Annotated in this window: 12 protein-coding genes; 10 read left to right on the top strand and 2 right to left on the bottom strand. The window is 43.8% G+C overall.

Translation table 11 applies throughout. The features are described 5' to 3' along the window. Positions 1-336: 336 nt before the first annotated feature. The 7 genes from AAC006_RS01110 (at position 337) to AAC006_RS01140 (ending at position 10712) form a co-directional block, all read left to right on the top strand. Positions 337-1203: a patatin family protein gene (locus AAC006_RS01110; RefSeq protein WP_126872328.1), complete on the top strand. Its 867-nt coding sequence runs from the start codon at positions 337-339 to the stop codon at positions 1201-1203. Positions 1204-1362: 159 nt separating this feature from the next. Then, complete coding sequence (locus AAC006_RS01115; protein WP_057791637.1) at positions 1363-1878, top strand: RNA methyltransferase; 516 nt, start codon at positions 1363-1365, stop codon at positions 1876-1878. 106 nt (positions 1879-1984) lie between these two features. Further along, a complete protein-coding gene (locus AAC006_RS01120; RefSeq protein ID WP_256772405.1) occupies positions 1985-2875 on the top strand; it encodes a PEP-CTERM/exosortase system-associated acyltransferase in 891 nt (296 codons plus the stop codon). Between the two features lie 383 nt (positions 2876-3258). Beyond that, on the top strand, positions 3259-5151 hold the full coding sequence (locus AAC006_RS01125) for an alpha-amylase family protein (protein WP_260563448.1): 1893 nt from the start codon (positions 3259-3261) through the stop codon (positions 5149-5151). A 266-nt stretch (positions 5152-5417) separates the two neighbouring features. Then, complete coding sequence (locus AAC006_RS01130; protein WP_126872326.1) at positions 5418-7439, top strand: glycoside hydrolase family 13 protein; 2022 nt, start codon at positions 5418-5420, stop codon at positions 7437-7439. 28 nt (positions 7440-7467) lie between these two features. Continuing rightward, positions 7468-8961 (top strand): MFS transporter, encoded by a 1494-nt coding sequence (locus AAC006_RS01135; protein ID WP_126872325.1) that lies wholly within the window; start codon positions 7468-7470, stop codon positions 8959-8961. Beyond that, positions 8958-10712, top strand: a complete 1755-nt coding sequence (locus tag AAC006_RS01140; RefSeq protein ID WP_126872324.1) for an alpha-amylase family glycosyl hydrolase — start codon at positions 8958-8960, stop codon at positions 10710-10712. The genes AAC006_RS01135 and AAC006_RS01140 overlap by 4 nt, the downstream gene beginning before the upstream one ends. A 208-nt stretch (positions 10713-10920) precedes the next feature. Here the strand turns inward: AAC006_RS01140 and AAC006_RS01145 are convergent, their stop codons facing one another. Next, positions 10921-11961, bottom strand: coding sequence for a LacI family DNA-binding transcriptional regulator (locus AAC006_RS01145; RefSeq protein ID WP_126872323.1), 1041 nt, complete (start codon positions 11959-11961; stop codon positions 10921-10923). A gap of 278 nt (positions 11962-12239) precedes the next feature. Here AAC006_RS01145 and glnS point away from each other — a divergent pair, with 278 nt between their 5' ends. Further along, the gene (gene glnS, locus AAC006_RS01150) at positions 12240-13907 is read left to right on the top strand and encodes a glutamine--tRNA ligase (RefSeq protein WP_339890516.1); all 1668 of its coding nucleotides are present in this window, start codon (positions 12240-12242) and stop codon (positions 13905-13907) included. A gap of 87 nt (positions 13908-13994) precedes the next feature. On the opposite strand, the gene AAC006_RS01155 is transcribed toward glnS, so the two are convergent. Further along, positions 13995-14753: a YciK family oxidoreductase gene (locus AAC006_RS01155; protein WP_339890518.1), complete on the bottom strand. Its 759-nt coding sequence runs from the start codon at positions 14751-14753 to the stop codon at positions 13995-13997. 316 nt (positions 14754-15069) lie between these two features. Here AAC006_RS01155 and AAC006_RS01160 point away from each other — a divergent pair, with 316 nt between their 5' ends. Beyond that, complete coding sequence (locus AAC006_RS01160) at positions 15070-17673, top strand: VolA/Pla-1 family phospholipase (protein ID WP_339890520.1); 2604 nt, start codon at positions 15070-15072, stop codon at positions 17671-17673. 195 nt (positions 17674-17868) lie between these two features. After that, a complete protein-coding gene (locus tag AAC006_RS01165; RefSeq protein ID WP_339890522.1) occupies positions 17869-20457 on the top strand; it encodes an acylase in 2589 nt (862 codons plus the stop codon).

The raw sequence follows: 20457 nt of genomic DNA on the forward strand, positions 1-20457 counted from the left end.
TTCACGGCTTTTTTCATTTCTTTGAACAGTTTTTCCCATTAAACCAATCAATTTTTTCCGCAATTTTTTTTTCGAAATTCCGTCAGAATAAAAAACTCACACTATTGGAACATACTTTGCTTTATTCAACCTATGTAGTAGATAATCGCCTTACACCATTTCAACATAATAAAAGTGCATGATTATGCACAATGACATGTTAGCAATAGGTGTGGATGATGATAGGTATCATTGAGTGACATTGTTTTCCTGAGCTTTCTAAAGGGCTAGGGGAGCTCCAATAGAAGGATTTAATTAAGCAGTAATTCATATATTGCTTTAACGGAGATTGAGACAATGAAATCAGCTTTAGTGGTAGAAGGTGGTGCGATGCGCGGCGTTTTTGCAGCCGGCGTATTGGATAAGTTCATGGAACAAAATTACTATCCTTTCGATTTCGCGATAGGGGTATCGGCCGGGGCAACCAACCTTTCAACCTATGTTGCTAGAATGCCAGGTCTTAGCAAGACTATCATCACGCAGTACGCCACTAAATGTGAGTTTTTTAGCCCAATGCGGTTTATAAAGGGTGGGCATATGACTGATGTACATTGGTTATGGCACCATTCTAAGAAGTCTCTGGGTATACCAGCGCCTGGTGAAGAAGCAGCAATGCCATTGTATGTAGGGATCACCAGTGTTGAGTCAGGTGAATGTGAATACATACAAGCAACGGAAGAAAATGTTGATGCGTTGATGGTAGCATCTTGTGCAATTCCAACTGCGTTTAGAGAACAACCCGTAATAAATGGCAAGCGCTATGTTGATGGTGGTGTAGCTGATGCTATACCGGTGAGAAAAGCTTATGAGATGGGGGCTCGTGATATTACTGTGGTGCTCTCTCAACCTAAGGGCTTTACAAAACCCACAGTTAAGACAGCGTGGCTATTAGAAAAAATGTATGGCGCTCAACCGGCTTTACTAGATAAGATGACAAAAAGATCAAATATTTATAATGAAACATTGAATTTTTTGTTAGATCCGCCGTCTGACTGCACGATTACTGTCATAGCGCCTGATGAAGCGTTTTGCGTTAAGCGTTTAACAATGGATAAAAAGAAATTACTGCGTGGCTACGGGCAGGGAAGACGAATGGCAAGACGAGTGATATCGAAGTCGAAAGTAGAAGCGCAAAGTACGCAAGGTAATAAAACCGTCGCGTAATTAAACTAAAGTATAACAATAATGCGCAATACCGAACTAATGAATAAACTAGAATGGCGAGTCATAGCAATAGCTAAGTGGCAGTATTAAAAGGCTATTGCGAAGCAAAATAGCAAAATAGCAAAATAATAAAATAACAGAATAATAAAAAGAGGTCGTGTGAGTTCCCTTTCGCTATCAAAGCAAACCGTAAGTATCGGATTAGTGAATCCGAAAAACCCCGTAAATGTCGCCTCTATCTTACGAGCTGCAGGCTGCTACGGAGTATCAAGTGTGTTTTACACTGGGTACAGATACCGTATTGCAAAGAACTTTAATGCTGATACGAAGGCTTTTCATAAAAAGATCCCAACTATCGGCGTTGATGACTTAAAAGAGGTCGTGCCCGAAAATGCAAGTGTAGTAGCCATAGAGCTAGTAGAAGGCGCGTTACCTTTACCAGAATTCAAACATCCTGAAAATGCAATGTACATTTTCGGACCAGAAGATGGCAGTTTAGATAAAAGCGTACTTGAGTGGTGTGACCATGTTGTTTACATACCTACGTACTCGTGTATGAATCTAGCTGCTACCGCAAACGTCGTACTTTACGATCGTTTAGCAAAATCAGAGTATATCTCAGGTAATAGCCTCATACGTGAGAGCCGGGATAATAATAATCAATCAAAACTATAAATCGGTTTGAATCGTTGTATTCGAGAGTGAAATTGTGTGTGAGCACAAGGTGAACTTTTGTCATTCTTTTCAAACTGGGCCTGCTAAATCTATAGAGGACCAAAAATTGAAAAAACGTGTCGCTACTTCGCTAAATAAGTTAAAAACAATTCATAGCCATATTTCTTCTAATTTGAAGAAATTGAGAAACAAAAGAAAGAAAAAACAGATGGATGAACTATCGAGTTTTTTCTTTAGTCGTTACTCACTTGTGGTAGCACAAAACAATGAAGACCGAGAGACATGTTTCAGCACAAGACACGAAGTTTATTGTGAAGAAATGAACTTCGAAAAAGAGCGCTCTACGGGATTAGAAGTCGACAGATATGACGATTACTCTGTTAACTGTTATATCAAACATTTACCTACAGGGGATTGTGCAGGAACGATTCGTATCATTATGCCTGCTATTCGCCACCAAGCCTTACCGCTAGAAGAAAAGTGTATTCACGCTATTGAAGACAAAGCTTTAGTGCCCGCTCAGCTTGGCAGAACTTCAATCTGTGAAATTTCTCGTTTAGCTATTCCAAAGTCTTTTAGAGTTCGCCAACTCAAAGCAAAAGCACCATTCAAGCCTTCGGGTAAACAAAAAGTAAGCGAAGCGGAAAAAGTGCTACTTGAAAATATTCCATATTTGTCTTTAGCGCTCTACTTTGTAGCTTTGAGTATATGTGTTGAGCAGGACATTGAGTTCGGGTATGTATTAATGGAACCTAAGTTGGCACGTCGACTAAAAATGTTCGGGTTTAATTTTGAACGTCTGGGCGATCCAATCGATTATAACGGCTTGCGAGCTGTGTATCGTATTCGTACTAAAACAATCGAACAGGAAATCACCCCCGCGCTGCGTAGTTTTTTATTGAGAATCAGGAATGATCTTGCCGGTAGCTTAACTGAAAATATGTTTGGTGCCACCATGAAAGCAGAAGAAGAATTTACTGCGAGTAAAGCGGCATAGTATTAATATTATATTGCGCGTTTATTTCTATAAAGACGACTAAGATTTTACAGATTTAAGGACAAATTGAAGAACAAGGGAAACGGAACAAGGCAATGACATCGTATTAATTTAGTATTGAATACGTATGGAATTGTTTTAACATTCCCTTAACGAGTATGCTATTAGCAACCCAATGCAAAGGTATGCTTGTAGTGTTAAATATCGAAAAGACAAATCACCTTCATGTGGTGAAAAGTGTAGCAGACAAAGCGGCACAAACTCCTTCCCAAAGCGTTTACAAAAACGAAACAAAAAACTCAGCGGTTAAGAAATTGACGGTAGTGATTTTATCACTAGGCCTCTTATCCTGTATCGCTTATCCACAGTCAGGAGTGGATCTTATGCAAAATGAGAGCGCGAATAACCCAAACACAGAATTTACCACCAATTCTGGCAAGCCTGTGGTATATCAAGTATTTACTCGATTGTTCGGGAATACGAATACCACCAATAAACCGTGGGGGACACTGAAAGAAAATGGTGTGGGGAAATTTAGTGACTTCACGCCACAGGCCCTTCAAAGTATAAAAGCGTTAGGTACCACTCATATTTGGTATACCGGTGTTCCGCATCATGCCTTAGCTACCAGCTACCTCAAAATTGGAATTACTGACGATGATCCCGATGTGATTAAAGGGCGTGCTGGCTCGCCTTATGCGGTTAAAGATTATTATAACGTTAATCCTGATTTAGCAGATAACCCCGCTAACCGATTACAAGAATTCGAAGCGCTTATCCAGCGTACTCATCAGCACGATATGAAAGTGGTTATCGATATAGTGCCTAACCATGTAGCGCGCCGTTACCATTCGTTTTCGTCACGCCATGATAACTTTGGTGCTAACGACGATACGTCAAAAACATATTCTCGAAACAATAATTTCTATTACATACCCAATACACCATTTGTATTGCCCGAGGGCGTTGCAGATACTGTTTTAGGGAGCGCAGTTACTGGAAAGAAGCATCATCATTTGGTTGACGGAACATTTGATGAATTTCCGGCTAAATGGACGGGCAATGGCAGTCGAGCACCACAGCCCGATATTAACGACTGGTATGAAACCGTTAAGATTAATTATGGCGTAAAACCCGACGGTAGCTACGACTTTCCAAAGCTACCAGAAGCCTATCGAAATATGTCTGTAGAAGAACATGCGGTTTTTTGGGCTGATAAATCGTTACCTGATTCGTGGTACAAATTCAGAGACATCGCCATTTACTGGCTAGATAAAGGCGTTGATGGTTTTCGGTTCGACATGGCTGAAATGGTGCCAGTCGAATTCTGGTCATTTTTAAACAGTACCATTAAGCAAAGAAACCCTGAGGCGTTTCTACTAGCGGAAGTTTATCAACCTGATAAATACCGAGATTACATTCAGCTAGGAAAGATGGATTACCTATACGATAAAGTAGGCTTTTATGACACCTTGAAGTCAATTGTTCGAGGTGAAGGTAAAGTGAGTGAATTGGTCAGCACTACCCAAGACGTTGCAGACATATCTTCACACGTGCTCAATTTTCTAGAAAATCATGATGAACAACGCATTCCAAGCGCTGATTTTGCGGGCAGTGCGAAGCAGGGCAAACCAGCGTTAACCGTAAGTGCGTTAATAAACACCGCCCCTTTCTTACTGTATTTCGGTCAAGATGTAGGAGAGGATGGCAGTGAAGACATGGGATTTGGTAGTCCTACCCGTACCACTATATTCGATTATGCTGGCGTACCCGCTCATCAACGCTGGATGAATATGGGGAAATTTGATGGTGGCCAGTCAACAGCTGAAGAAATATCCTTACGTCGCTTCTATGAAAATGTGATGCAAATTGCATCTAACAATAAAGCCATCGGTGGTGATTTTGTGAGTTTGCATCAAGCTAATCTCAACCAAGCTGTGCGCGAAGGTAACAGTTATGAAAAACTGCAACGTGCGCGCCCTCGTGGTTATACTGAGCAACAGTTTGCCTTTATCAGGCATGCTGAAAATAACGCGATATTAGTCATAGCCAATTTTTCAAAAGAAGCCACAGGGGAGTTTACACTTACGATCCCCTCCGGCGATATGACGGAAATAAACGCACTAGCCAGGCGCTTCAATAGCACGAAGCCCATCAGCGTAAAGGCGCTGCTGCCTCATGAAGATGCCACTATGACAGCTACTGACAATGGGCTTGAAATTACAATTAGCTTAGCGGGCCTAGAAAGTAAGGTATTTGATTTGGTTCCTGATTAATTCAAATATGGTTTTCTATTATTATTCCAATGCTTAATGGAATTGAAAGAAGTTATCGAGTGGGCACTTTTTCGACGCATGCCCCGTTATGAAATTCGCTGGCCGAAAAATACACAGCAGAATGTGCTTAAAACATGCTTATCCAAGCCTTCGCTCGCTATTTCATACTCATCCTCAAGGTGAATACGTATGCATAGGATTGGCGTGAGTAGCTGGTGGGGGTAGTATGCCATAGTGGTTTAACGTCTTATTAACATGGAGGGGGTGTGTTGCATTTCCGTTTTAACATTTCTCGCATCTGGCTAATAGTAAAAGCGCCCTCATTCACTTCAGCTTTAGTGCCTCGCTTTTTGGTTTCAGCAGCTTCATTAGTCACCAACCGTTTTGTAAACAGCGTTGCGACACTTGCATCGCTGACGTTCTCATATGCTGCAATAGCTGACATAGACGTTTATCCTCCAAATTGGTGGGTGGGTATGGAAAAGCCTACGGTTGAACTTATGTTGCATGGCGACGGTGTTGCCAACTATTCCGCTTCAATCAATGCTACTGATGTCAACGTTGTGGGCTCGAAACGATTAGACAGTGAAAACTATTTATTCGTCACGTTAAATACAGATAGTGCAGAAGCGGGAAGGGTTGTTATATCGCTCATCGCACCAGATGGTTCATCCCACGACATTGACTATGCACTTAATGCACGACGACAACATTCTCAATCGCGGGTGGGCTTTGGCCCTAAAGATGCCATTTACCTTATTGCGCCTGATAGGTTTGCCAATGGTGATGAAAGCAATGACAGCGTTGATGGATATGAAGACAAGTTAAATCGCGACAACAAAGGCGGGCGCCACGGCGGTGATATTCAAGGGGTCATCGACAATCTAGATTATATTGCTGATATGGGATTTACCCAAATATGGTCGATGCCGTTGCTTGAAAATGCCATGGATACCTATTCATACCACGGGTATTCAACCACAGATTATTATAAAATAGACCCACGTTACGGTTCAAATTCACAATATCAAAAGCTCAGTAAAAAAGCGTCTGAGCATGGTGTTGGGCTTATTATGGACATGGTGCTAAACCACATCGGCAGCGGTCACCCTTGGGTTCAAGACAAGCCGTCTAAAGATTGGCTTAACAATCAAGGCGTGTTTGTTGGCACTACTCACAAACGAGAATCACTTCACGACCCACATGCAATTCAAAGCGATATCAAAGCATTTAGTGATGGCTGGTTTGTTCCCAGCATGCCAGACTTGAATCAGAGGAACCCGCACCTAGCGACATACCTTATTCAAAATGCGATTTGGTGGGTAGAGTTTGCAAATTTAAGCGGCATTCGCGTAGATACCTATTCATACTCTGATAAAGACTTTTTGTCCGATTGGACCACGCGACTGATGCAAGAATACCCGAATCTAAACATAGTGGGTGAAGAATGGTCGGTAAACCCTGCTATTACCGCTTATTGGCAAGCTGGAAGCCATAGGCATGATGATTATGTAAGTGCATTGCCTAGTGTAATGGACTTTGCATTGCAAAGTGCAGTGGCTGACGGGCTTACTTCAAAAGAAGGCTGGGACACGGGGCTAACGTCTGTTTATGAAACGTTAGCGACAGACTTTCTGTACGGCGAGCCAAATAACCTAGTGATTTTTGCTGACAATCACGATATGAGCCGCGTCTATTCTCAGGTTGATGAAGACATTAATCGCTGGGATATGGCGATGACGTTTTATCTCACTGCGCGGGGCATTCCTCAAGTTTTCTACGGCACCGAAATATTGATGAGCAACCCTAACACGGAAGATCACGGTATTATTCGAAGTGATTTCCTTGGCGGGTGGAAAAGCGATACTAAGAACGCATTTACTGGCAAAGGGCTATCGGATGATGAGCGTTGGGCACAGTCACGAATTAAACAATTGCTCTCTCTAAGACAAAACTACCCCGCGGTTTTTGAGGGCAGCTTTAAGCACTATGCACCTGTTGATGGCGTGTATGCCTACGCAAGGCAGGCCAATGCTAAAAATCCCCCAAGTATACAGGGCGATAAAGATACTAACGATACCGATGAAAAGAAAGTGAACAGTAAGTCACCCGTGATATTGGTAATCTTGAACAAAAATGAAAAAGCATCAACGGTAGATATGAATAAATATAACATGGTTACTAACGGTAAAAAGAATATGACTCGTCTTAAAGACGATAAGGAATTCGCCTCCAGTGAAACCGTAACGTTAGCGCCAATGTCGGCGAATGTTTTCATCGTTAAATAATAGAACAACAATAAAGTAGAGTGGTCTTATGCAAGTACAACAACCTCGTTTATCATTCTGGCAAATTTGGAATGTTAGCTTTGGCTTCTTAGGCGTTCAGTTTGGCTTTGCCCTACAGAATGCCAATGTGAGCCGAATTCTTTCCGACCTAGGGGCAGACCTTCATTCTTTGTCTCTTTTTTGGCTAGTGGCACCGATTATGGGGTTGATTGTGCAACCTATTGTTGGCTCGGCGTCTGACAGAACATGGAATCGTTTAGGACGAAGAAGACCCTTTATTCTTGCGGGTGCGGTAGCTGCCGTGCTAGGTATGATCTTATTACCCAACGCACCTTTATTTGTTGCCTTTCTTGCACCAATGCTAATGGGGGCGCTGATGGTCGCGCTAATGGATGCTTCATTTAACGTGTGCTTCCAGCCTTTCCGCTCTTTAGTGTCGGATATGGTGCCGCCGTCGCAACGTAACATTGGTTATTCCATACAATCGTTGCTAATCAATATTGGTGCAGTAATAGGTTCAATTTTGCCCTTCGTGTTAACTAACGTGGTAGGTCTTGAAAATACTGCGCAAATGGGAGAAGTCGCTCCGTCTGTTATTTGGGCTTTCTATATTGGGGCTACGGTATTGCTTGGTACGGTCATCTGGACCGTTTTTCGCACCAAAGAATACTCGCCCGAAGAGTACAATAGATACAAAGGCCTAAGCACTGAGAATGACGTTAAGCCAGAAAATACGCCAAAAGCACCATTTATCGAGCGTATGAAAGCGTTTTTTTCCTTGGTTGTTCACATGCCTAAAACCATGAAACAACTTGCCGTTGTACAATTTTTTTCATGGTTTGCCCTGTTTATTATGTGGGTATACACCACGCCAGCAATTACCCAACATATCTGGGGTGTTGACAAAATATGGTGGGATCCAGCGCACATTGCCTCAGTTGCTCAAGTACCCGACGCTATTGTAGCCGCTAAAGGCGCAGCCGGTGACTGGGTGGGTATATTGTTTGCTGCTTATTCGGTATTCGCCGCCGTCTTCTCAGTATTTCTCGCTCGACTCGCCGACAAGTTTGGCAGAAAAACTATTTACGCTGGGGCGTTAATTTTAGGTGGCTTAAGCTACGTTAGTTTTCTGTTCTTCCAAGACCTCACCATGGTGAATGTAAACTTATTGATTACTGAAGTTACCGTGCCCCTTGGGGCAGTGAAGCTTCTTATCCCAATGATTGGGGTAGGGATTGCATGGGCCGCTATTTTAGCGATGCCTTATGCCATGCTAGCGGGCGCGTTACCGGCCAACAAAACCGGCGTTTATATGGGCATATTTAACTTCACGGTAGCCGCACCACAGATAGTGTCTGGCTTAACCGCAGGCTGGATTTTAAGTAGTGTGTTCGATAACGAAGCTAAATACATTATTGTTGTCGCCGGAGCGTCCATGTTATTGGGGGCTATCGCTGTATTTTTCGTAAAAGAACACGACGTAGTAGAAGCAGACGTAGCTGATAAGGAACTAGCACAATGACCCCTAAACTAAAAAACCTTACCCTTGCTATCACACTTGCATTGGGTGTAGGCACAATAACAGCTTGTGCTTATACATCGTCGTCAATGTCTGCTGATTCGGCAAAGGCCGAGGCAGAATCTTCAGCTGCCTCGAATGGTAAAGCGGATAACAAAGTCACTATTTCAGGTACCACCACACCGTTTGCGAGCGAAGCGATTTACTTTGTAATGACCGACCGGTTCGTGGATGGCGACCCCAGTAATAACCATGAAGACCAAGGTGGGGAATTTCCAACCTGGCAGCTACCCATGGAAGGTCCTGACGGGAAAAAAGCCTATGTGGGCTATATGGGCGGAGACCTGAGAGGGGTGCTTAACAATGGCGACTATATTCGCGATATGGGTTTCACCGCCGTTTGGATGACGCCAGTACTACAAAATCCTAACCAATCATTTAGTGGCGATGAGCAAATTACTTTTGGTGGCGCATTTAAAGACGGTGGCAAAACCGGTTATCACGGGTACTGGGCAACTAACTTTTATAAAGCTGATGAGCATCTAATAAGCCATGATTTAAGTGTGAAACAGTACACCACACAAATGCGTGAAAGCTTCGGTTTAAAATCGGTATTTGATATTGTAGCCAACCACGGTACGCCAAGCTTTACCATGCCCTCTGACCAACCTGGATATGGTGAAATTTATAATGCTGAAGGCGAGTTAGTCGCTGATCACCAGAACTTGGCCCCGGAAGATTTAGACCCGAAAAACAATCCGTTGCATGAATTTTTTCATGATTATCCAGACTTGGTAAAGCTGTCTAACCTTAATGATCAAAATCCCAAGGTAAGAGATTATCTTATCAATAGTTACCTTTACTGGATTTCACAAGGCGCGGATGCATTTCGTATCGATACTATTCGCCATGTCCCTCATGATTTTTGGCGAGAAATGTCTGACCGGGTGAGGGCAGAGCATCCCGACTTCTTTATGTTCGGCGAAAGCTTCCAATTTGATGCGAACTTTATCGCGCAGCACACACTTCCAAAAAATGGTGCGGTAAGTGTGCTCGACTTCCCGATGCAAGAAGCCATGGTAAAGGTGTTCGAAAAGCCACTTGAAAGTGACTTCGCAACGTTAGCCGACACCTTGTATTTAACCCATGGGCCTTACAATAACCCTTATGATTTAACGACTTTCTACGACAACCATGATATGGCACGCATTAACGCCACCGACAATGGTTTCATTAATGCGCACAACTGGTTGTTTACGGTGAGAGGTATTCCGGTGGTGTACCAAGGCTCAGAAATTGGCTTTATGCGTGGTACGTCTGAGCACGAAGGTAACCGCAATTACTTTGGCCAAGACAATATAGACAACGCCAAATCGCATGCTATTGCACAAGCACTAACTAAAATAGCGCACGTGCGTAAAAACACACCAGCACTTCAACGAGGTTTGCAGTTCAATCTTGAATTAGCCGGGCACAAAGCCGCGTTTTACCGTGTTTTACAAAGTGATAGTGCACAACAAACCGCATTGGTCATGCTGAATAAAGCCGAAGAACCTGCAAGTTTTAGTATCGATGAATACATGCAAGCTGGCACATGGACTGAGCAGTTGTCTGGCGAAACACGTGAATTGGTTTCCGGTGACGCGTTAACAACCTCAGTGCCCGCCAACGGCGTTCAAGTATGGGTTAGGGAAGGGGCGTTAGATTCAGATGCCCTAGAAGCGGCGCTTATTAAGCAAATGTCGGCGCAGTAAATTTTACCTCACAATAAAAAAGCGCTTGTTGCTCGTTTACTACTAATAACATCAAGCGCTTTTTCACTATTTATAAATCATGTTTTAGCGGGGCATTTTCTATAACTAAACAACTCAAGATAGCTAACCTGAGGTAGCTAACGTAAGATAGTTAGCCTAGCGAGTTAGCCAGGCTTATTAAATTAGGCAACCAAGGCTCGTAGGCTGCCTAGGTTTTTGCCCCACATGAATGCCTAATTATGACTTCCGCTGGCATGAGATAATCTTCTACCTTTTCATTTGAAATGGCTTTAATTAACGTACTGACCAATAATTCACCGGCTAGCTTCGTGTTTTGCTGAACGGTAGTTAACGCTGGGGTCGTGAAGGCCGACACAGCAATATTATCGTAACCTACCACTGCAATATCGTCAGGCACTTTAAGCGCTGTTTGCCTTAACGCTCTCAAAACGCCCATAGCAATAAGGTCAGATGCGCAAACAATAGCGTCAGGTAACCCTGCTTCGTTAGTTTTAGCATCGTTCAACATACCTTGAATGGCATCAAAGCCAGCTTCTTCGGTAGAAACCGCATCACTTTGCAACGAACTTTCGTATAAATTATGGCTTGTTAGCGCCTCTGTATAACCTTGAAAACGAGCCATAAACTCAGGGGCTTTATTGCCTGAATCGCCGATAAACGCAAACCGAGTTCTACCTAGGGCGATTAAGTGTTCGGTAATGCTGTAACCACCTTGAAAATTATCACAGCCAACACTCACACCTGGATGAGCGGCATCGGGTGCGCCCCAACGAACGAAATGTGTGCCTTGTGACTCAAGTTGTGCCACTTTACTGCGATAATCGGTGTAATCACCGTAACCCAATAAAATTATGCCATCTGCTTTATTTGAGTCTTCATATTCTGCATGCCAGTCATCTTCCAAGTTTTGGAACGACACCAGCAAGTCGTAACCCGCAGCCGCACAGGCACGGGTAATACTTCCTAACATGGCGAGGAAGAAGGGGTTAATCATTGAATCATCTGAGGTGGGATCTTCAAACAACAAAAGTGCAATGGTGCTACTTTTTTGCTTGCGTAGATTACTGGCATTCTTATCAACTTTATAATTAAGTTCGCGAGCAATGCGCTGAACCCGATCACGGGTTTCTTGATTTACCAAGGGGCTGTTATTTAGTGCTCTTGATACTGTTGATTGAGAAACGCCTGCCAAATGTGCAATATCAAAAGAGGTTGCTTTTTCTTTCATGGGCACCATGTTTGTCTGCTACGACCGAGTTGTCGACAAGAAGAAAGATACCATACTTTCTTCTAACCACGCTTTATTTGCTAGTCACACGCCTTTTTTAATACAAGAAATAGCAAAAAAACGTTTCATCGCGTTAAAACTAATCACTTGTAAGGCTAGGTGTAATAAAACGTGGTTGTCAGTTTTAGGTCAGTGTTATACTAATCCACAATATTAATTAATTTTAAACGTTAAGATTATTTTTAAACGTTAATTCAAACGCTAAGGGGAACACGCGAATGGCCGAGACTGAGCACCGTCCGACCAACTTTATCCGTCAGATCATCGACAAAGACCTTGCCAATGGTGTGCACGAGAGTATTAAAACTCGGTTCCCGCCGGAGCCAAATGGCTTTTTGCATATTGGTCATGCAAAGTCTATTTGCCTAAATTTTGGTGTTGCGCAAGATTACTCAGGTTCTTGTAATCTGCGCTTCGACGACACAAACCCAGCAAAAGAAGACATTACCTTCGTTAACTCTATTAAAGAAGACGTTAAATGGTTGGGTTTTGAGTGGGATGGTGAAGAGCGTTACTCTTCAAATTATTTCGACCAGCTTCATGGTTTTGCGAATGAATTAATCGACAAAGGCCTAGCTTACGTCGACTTTTCTACTCAAGACGTGATGCGCGAACTACGTGGCACATTAACTGCGCCAGGTAAGAATAGCCCATACCGTGATACCGACGTTGAAACCAACCAGCGTGAATTCGCTAAGATGACAGCGGGCGATTATAAAGAAGGTGAGTGTAGTCTTCGCGCTAAAATCGATATGGCTTCACCGTTTATGTGCATGCGTGACCCGGTAATTTATCGTGTTAAACACGCTCACCATCACCAAACGGGTGATAAATGGTGTGTGTACCCCATGTACGATTTTACGCACTGTATTTCGGACGCCATTGAAGGTATTACCCATTCATTGTGTACCTTGGAGTTCCAAGACAACCGCCGTTTGTATGATTGGGTGATTGAAAATATCACTATTGATAGCACACCACGTCAGTATGAGTTTTCACGTCTTAACCTTGAATACACCGTATTGAGCAAACGTCGATTAATTCAGCTGGTTGAAGAAAATCACGTTAGCGGGTGGGACGACCCTCGCATGCCGACTGTGGCAGGCTTGCGTCGTCGTGGTTATACCGCGGGTTCAGTACGTGAATTTTGCAAGCGTATTGGCGTGACTAAAATGGACAACATGGTAGAAATGTCCATGCTAGAAGCGTGTGTTCGTGAAGACTTGAACGTGAACGCACCTCGTGCGATGGCAGTTCTCGATCCTATTAAATTAGTGATTGAAAATTATCCAGAAAACGACAGCGAAATATTAGTAGCGCCAAATCATCCTAGTGATGAGGCTATGGGCACACGCGAAATTAGTTTCGGTCGAGAAATTTGGATTGAAGCGGAAGATTTTCGCGAGTCAGCAAATAAAAAGTTCAAACGTTTAGTGCTAGACAAAGAAGTGCGTTTACGTAATGCGTATGTGGTTAAAGCTAATCTTGTTGAAAAAGACGCAGAAGGTAACGTAACCACGGTTTACTGTACCTATGATGCTGACACGCTAGGTAAAGACCCGGCTGATGGCCGCAAGGTTAAAGGCGTTATCCATTGGGTTGACGCAGGAACAGCGCAGCAAGCTGAGTTTAGGTTGTACGATCGCTTGTTCAACGTGCCTAACCCAGCCGCTGAAGAGAACTTTACTGATGTGATAAACCCAGAGTCATTAACGGTTCTGACTGGCTGGGCTGAAGCTGGGCTTGCTAAGCGAGCGCCTGAAGCAGGTGCATGGCAGTTTGAGCGTACCGGTTATTTTTGTTTAGATGCAGACAGTACAGATGACAAGCCTGTATTTAACCGCACGGTAGGGTTACGTGATACGTGGGCTAAAATAGGCGACTAAGCCACGCCATCAAGCAAACATAAAGTTTCACCATAAAAAAGCCGCGTTTACGCGGCTTTTTCTATGGCTATGTGTTGGTAGTCACTTTTAGCGTTTAGGTTGGCAATCAAGAGATTGACCATTCACATTAATACTGTCGTTACCCATGAGGTAAAGATACATAGGCATGATGTCGGCAGGTGTTTTCAATGTATCAGGATTTTCAGCAGGAAAAGCCTGCGCGCGCATATTAGTGCGTGTGCCACCTGGGTTAATACAGTTAAAGCGCAGCGACTTATTTTGATACTCGTCAGCTAACGTCTGCATGACACCTTCTGTAGCGAACTTCGATACCGCATAAGTCCCCCAAAACGCGCGACCTTTTCGCCCAACGCTAGAGGTAGTAAAAATAACCGATGCATTATCAGCTTTTTCTAGGGCAGGGATTAGCGCCTGTGTTAAGAAAACCGTACCATTTACGTTGGTTTGCATCACATCAAGCCATTCTTGTTGCTCAATATCTTTAAAAGAACTTAAATGCCCAAGCACAGAAGCGTTGTGTAACACACCATCTAACTTACCGAATTGGTCTATAATGGTTTGCGTCATTTGTTGATAGTGTGACGGTGTTGCGCCTTTTATATCTAGCGGTACTATTGCAGGTTCTGGTGCAGGTTCAGCACTTCCAGCATTTACGATTTCGTCGTAAACGGCTTCTAGCTTAAAGACGGTTCTGCCTAATAAAATACAGGTGGCACCATGTTTTGCGTAAGTCCGCGCTGCTTGAGCACCGATGCCATCGCCAGCACCTGTGATAAGAATGACTTTACCCTTTAATAAATCGGCAGGGGCTTGATAATCGTTCATCAGTATCCTTAATAAATTCGCATATAGTTATCTGCGCAATAGGTTCAAATTATATAGGTGCAGATGATACTCACACTACGCAATAAGTAAAACTTTCGAAGTATAAAAACACCAAACGTAAAAAAAAATAACGTTTAGCGTTAACAAAACTTTGCAAAGTTGCAACAAAGTTAATAAGATTGAGGGAGATACAACTGGTCTAACATGTTTGAAGCTCGGTGAGTTTGCAGTAAGAACAAGGCGTTAAAGGTGCCAGCTTACAAGCAATGCGAGTTTTAGATACACAGAATAACAACAATGCTTGTAGGGAGTAAGAATGAGAAAACTCATATTAAGTTCCAGTGTGGCCCTTGCGCTGGGTCTAACAGGCTGTGGCGGCTCCGATGATACCCTGTCCGATATTCAGGCCGAGACAGAGGTCCAAACACCATTTTCACGTATCGTGTTTGATCCCGCTAGTGGCGATTTAAATATACCTAATGATCTTCTAATGCTACCAGGGGATGACGGCTTTTTCGATTATACCCTTAACATTCCGGTAGACGATCCAACTAACTTTGCTGACCCACAAAACGCACTTAATGTACTAGACGGATGGTCAACACAGCATCCATTTGCTATATCGGTAGAGACGCCGGCAGGTGTTTCACTTGACGCGTCTACCTTGGCGGCTGGCGTGTTGATGTTTGAAGCAACCCTAGGGTTGGATTTAAACGATCCAGATTGCGCGCAAATCACGACGCCTTCTGCGGGTTGTAAGCTTGGCGATCAGTTGGTTTACGGCGAAGATTATGTGCTTTCTCTTGCTGATGAATCAACAATTACCTTTGTGCCATTAAAGCCACTGAAGCCGGCTCAAGGTCACATGTTGGTAATGACCACCGCGTTGAAAGATTCGTCTGGTAAGTCTGTACAAGGCTCTACATCGTGGGATTCAACACGACAAGATATCAATACACTGCCATTATCAAGTGATGATCAATTATTGCTTCAAGGCATTGTGAACTCACTGGTAAACCCAGTGATTGGTGCAGGTTATGAGCGTGAAGATATCACCTATGTTTCCGCATTCACCACGCAATCAATTGCGAATTCACTCGATACCATCAAAAAAGTAATGGTAGGTGAGTTTGCAGCACGCGCTGCTGCTGGAGACCCAACCGCGGGTGAAGCACTTCCTGTTATTGTAGTAGGAGACGTTGATAGTGCACCTACGGCTATGGAAGCATTAAATTTAGTTACCGAAGAAGTAGTCGCTGGTGCGGTCTCAGTCGGTATCGACAGTTTACCTGCTGAGGCAGCAGCCCTAGTACCTGTTATTGAAGCCACCGACTTCAGTGCCCTTGAAACGTGCGCTGGGTTAGCAGGTACCGTGTCTGGTCAGTTATCTGCCCAATGGGGTGCGGTTAACGATTTCGCTGTGGCTGTGTCGACTGGCATACTTGCTGAAGCGGGTCCATTTTGTGCCGCACAACGTTATGAGGGTAGCGTGTCGCTTCCTTATTTCCTAGGTGTTCCCAGTGCAGAAAACCCAACTGCACCAGTTAATGAATTTTGGCAAGCAGCTTGCGACAGCGGTATTGTGTTGGCAACGGCTTCTGATGAAGTACTCGCCAGTGCCACACCAGGTCCAAACTTTGAAACGTGTTCAAGCCTTGGCTTATCTGATTTACGTGTTGATGGCGAAATGCTAGATAACGCGCGTAACATCACTAAGTTTAACCCATTCCCTCAGATGACGGGCGGAAACATGGGTGAAGAAACGCTAGATGTGCAGGTGACAATTCCAGACCCAGCAATTGCTGGTGCACTCGGCTTCTCTGTCAGCATGCCTGATGCGGGTTGGCCAGTAGTGATTTTAGCCCATGGTATTACGAGTAAAAAAGAAGATATGCTAGCCATTACGGGTACGTTGTCGTTGGCAGGTATTGCTTCAGTGGCTATCGACCAACCACTTCACGGTACTCGTGGTTACGACTTGGACGGCGACGGCACTGATGACATCAATGCTACAACGGTAAGCGCGACGCATTACATGAATTTGGCAAGCTTACCAACTGCTCGTGATAACCTGCGTCAAAGCGTGTCTGATTTATTGGGCTTACGTTTAGGTTTGAACGCAGTAGTTGATGCTACAGCAAGCCAGAACGTGTCATTTGATATGTCTCGTGTGTCTATCATGGGTGTATCACTAGGCGCTATTACTGGCGGTAACTTTGCCGCAGTAGCGAATACCAGCATGGGCGAGACTTTAGGTGCGCTAGACGGTATGTATGCTGTTAAACAAGCCTCGTTAGAGTCTCCAGGAGGCGGTGCGGCTCAGTTCTTACTTGAGTCTCCTACTTTTGGTCCGCTTATCAAAGGGTTATTATTATCACAGTCATCTGAAGATTTTGTTGCCTTGTTAACTCAGCTTTATGGCACAACGGATGTTTCAGAAGCACAATTAGTGGGTGCGGTAAGCGCATTTATAGATGCCTTAAGTGATGAACAAGCAGCAGAAGTAAATGCGGTATTTGCTGAGTTTGCATTTGCAGCACAAACTGTGATGGATGCTGGAGACCCAACTAACTATGCCACTACGCTTGGTGAAACGACACCAGTACACATGATGACGGTAGTAGGTGATGGCGGCGAAGAGAACCTGCCTGATCAAGTGATACCAGTAACCACATCTTTGCCATTGTCTGGCCAGTTAGCGCTTGCCAATACCATTGGTTTAGAGCAGGTCACGACTACCCAATCTGGTACCGATGCACTAAGTGGCTTGGTCTTATTTAACAGTGGTGCGCATGCATCAAGTTTAAGCCCAGCCTCCAGCGCTGAAGTTACGGCTGAAATGCAAAGAGAAGTAGCCGGGTATATTTCTACTGACGCTACAGTATTACCCATTACTGATGAAACGGTTGTATCTAACTAACGATATGTAACTAGTTGATTTGTAATTGTGAAAAGGCCGACTTATGTCGGTCTTTTTTTTTGCCTATTTAAGCTAAAAATCAAAATGCTGTTTGAATGTTTCCTATTGTTAATGTAGTGTTAATTGGTCGGATCTGTTGAAGAAAAAAAGATACAGGATCTTGATTTCGCGTATTACAACAATAAGGGACAGTTTGTGAAAATACCAAAAAATCGTATTTTGCCATATCGTACACTTCTCGCAGCCTCTATTGCTGCCACGCTAGTAGGTTGTGGAGGGAACGATAATAATTTTGATAACGTTCAAACGCCTACCACCCCTGAGCCATCTCCCGTTGAACCTACACCTACACCGGTACCAGCTTTCGATACAGATGGTGTATTAACGGCTGACATAACGTGGACGACTTACGGTGTACCTCATATTAAAGCGGATAATCTAGAAAGTATGGCCTACGGGGTGGGTTATGCGTTTGCTAAAGATAATTTGTGTGTTTTAGCCGACCAAATTATTAAATATAATTCTGAGCGCTCGAAATACTTTGGACCCGACAACCAAGCGGGCAGTGGTGATTCAGAGCATCTTATTAACGATTTCGGCTTTTTAACATTAGGGATTCGTGCGCTGGCTGAAGAAAATTTAGCACGCATGTCAGCAAACTCAAGAGCCATGTTTCAAGGTTATACAGCAGGTTATAACCGCTACTTGGCCGACACCCCTGTGGCTGACCAAGACCAATCATGTGCTGGACAGCCTTGGGTAACAGAAATTGACAGTACTGATTTATTAACGTATTCACTGGGTGTTGCTTTACTCCCCGGTGCTGCTAACTTTTTAGGCCCAATGTTTTTAGCGGCGCCTGAAGGGGAAAGTTACTTACCTACACCTGCGGCAAACACGAACATCGCTTCACAAGAGACAGATGCATCAGCCACTGCCATGGCGGCGAATAGGCGAGTAAATGCCATGCCATTTAACATTAACCCTACCATAGTACTGCCGGAAAAAAATCCGCAAGACATGGGTTCAAACGGCTGGGGATTAGGGAGCGATAAAACCACTAACGGTATGGGAATGGTTCTAGGAAACCCCCATTTTCCTCACACAGGGAATTTACGTTTTTGGCAGTTCCATACGCAAATACCAGGTTATTTAAACGTAACAGGTGGCTCTTTAACGGGGTTACCAGGTGCGGTGAATATAGGCTTCAACGAAAACGTTGCATGGACACACACCTTTTCTACCGCTGAGCACTTTGTCGTTTATCAATTAACGTTAGATGAAGATGATGATACGGGTCTTACCCACAGGGTTGATGGTAGTAAACGAACCATTTACGAGAAGCCAATGCAGATTGAGGTGGCGGTGGCACCAGGTCAAACCATCATGCTCAATAAAACAGCCTATTACACAAATTACGGGCCTATGATTGAAGTGCCGGGTAATTTTGAGTGGACGGACACAAATGCGTTTGCCATTAAAGATGCAAATTTGCCGAATTTGGATGTTGTTGATCACTGGCTAGCGATGAATATGGCGGGCTCTATGGATGAGTTCAAACAAGCCTTCAAAGACTATGATGGTGTTATTTTTAACAACACCATGTCTGCTTCAGCGGACGGTCAGGTATTTTATATTGACGATTCTACTGTGCCCAACTTAACTGAAACCGCCATTTCAGAATTAACCACTAATCCTGTTTTAATACAAACCAAGATAGCGGCAGGTTTTACTGTTTTACCCGGTTTTGCCTCAGCGTTTGATTTTGATGGACCTGTACCTTACGAGGAAGCACCAAAATATGAAGGAACAGATTCAGTTCAAAACTCCAACAACAGCTTCTGGTTAACAAATTTATCATCACCTATCACGGGTGTTTCGCCACTTTATGGCAATGTGGAAAATCAACAAAGTCTGCGATCACGGTTAGCTCAGCAATTTATTGAATCTGAAGCAGGTAGTGACAACACATTCACGCCTGACGAAGTGGAAACCTTGCTACTTAACAACCGAAGCATGCTGGCCGATATGGTGTTGCCTAGCTTACTTCAAGCTTGTACTGCCCAAGGTAGTGATCCTGTTACGGTAAATGGTGAAGACGTGGATATCTCCGCTGGCTGTGCAGCATTGGCCTCGTGGGATGGCACCATGAACAAAGACAGTGTTGGGGCGCACGTATTTAGAGAGTTTGCATTTCAATTCGACAGGGAGCCACAGTGGGAAACACCGTTTTCTGTTGATAACCCTGTTACCACGCCAAGTGGTTTATTGCAGAATGACATCACAATTAATCAATTTGCTGCTGCAGTTCAGGTTGTTAACCAAGCCGGTGTAGCGCTTGATGCAACTTTAGGCGAAGTACAATTTGTAGAACGGAGCCTTCCAGACGGGTCTGCATCGGGCGTAAAACTTCCATGGGCTGGAGCACATAACATTGAAGGTGGTTTTAATGTGTTTAATATTGTGCCTGGGAACAATGGCACTTTACTGCCAAGACATACCTATGCGCCGCTTAACAGTAATACCATTATGAGCGCAGAAGCAGAGGGTTACCATATTAATTATGGAAGCAGTTGGATGATGGTCATCAACTTTACTGAAGAGGGGCCACAAGGGAGGGGGCTTCTTTCATACTCTCAATCTAGGGGGTATGGCAGTGAACATTCGACTGATCAAACCGAGCTTTACTCGGCTCAACCCACGTTACGAGAACTCTATTTTACCGACGAAGAAATATCTGCAAATACAATCAGTACGTTAACCCTATCGTCAGAGGAAAATTAG

Source organism: uncultured Alteromonas sp. (genome assembly GCF_963976965.1).
GTDB lineage: Bacteria > Pseudomonadota > Gammaproteobacteria > Enterobacterales > Alteromonadaceae > Alteromonas > Alteromonas naphthalenivorans.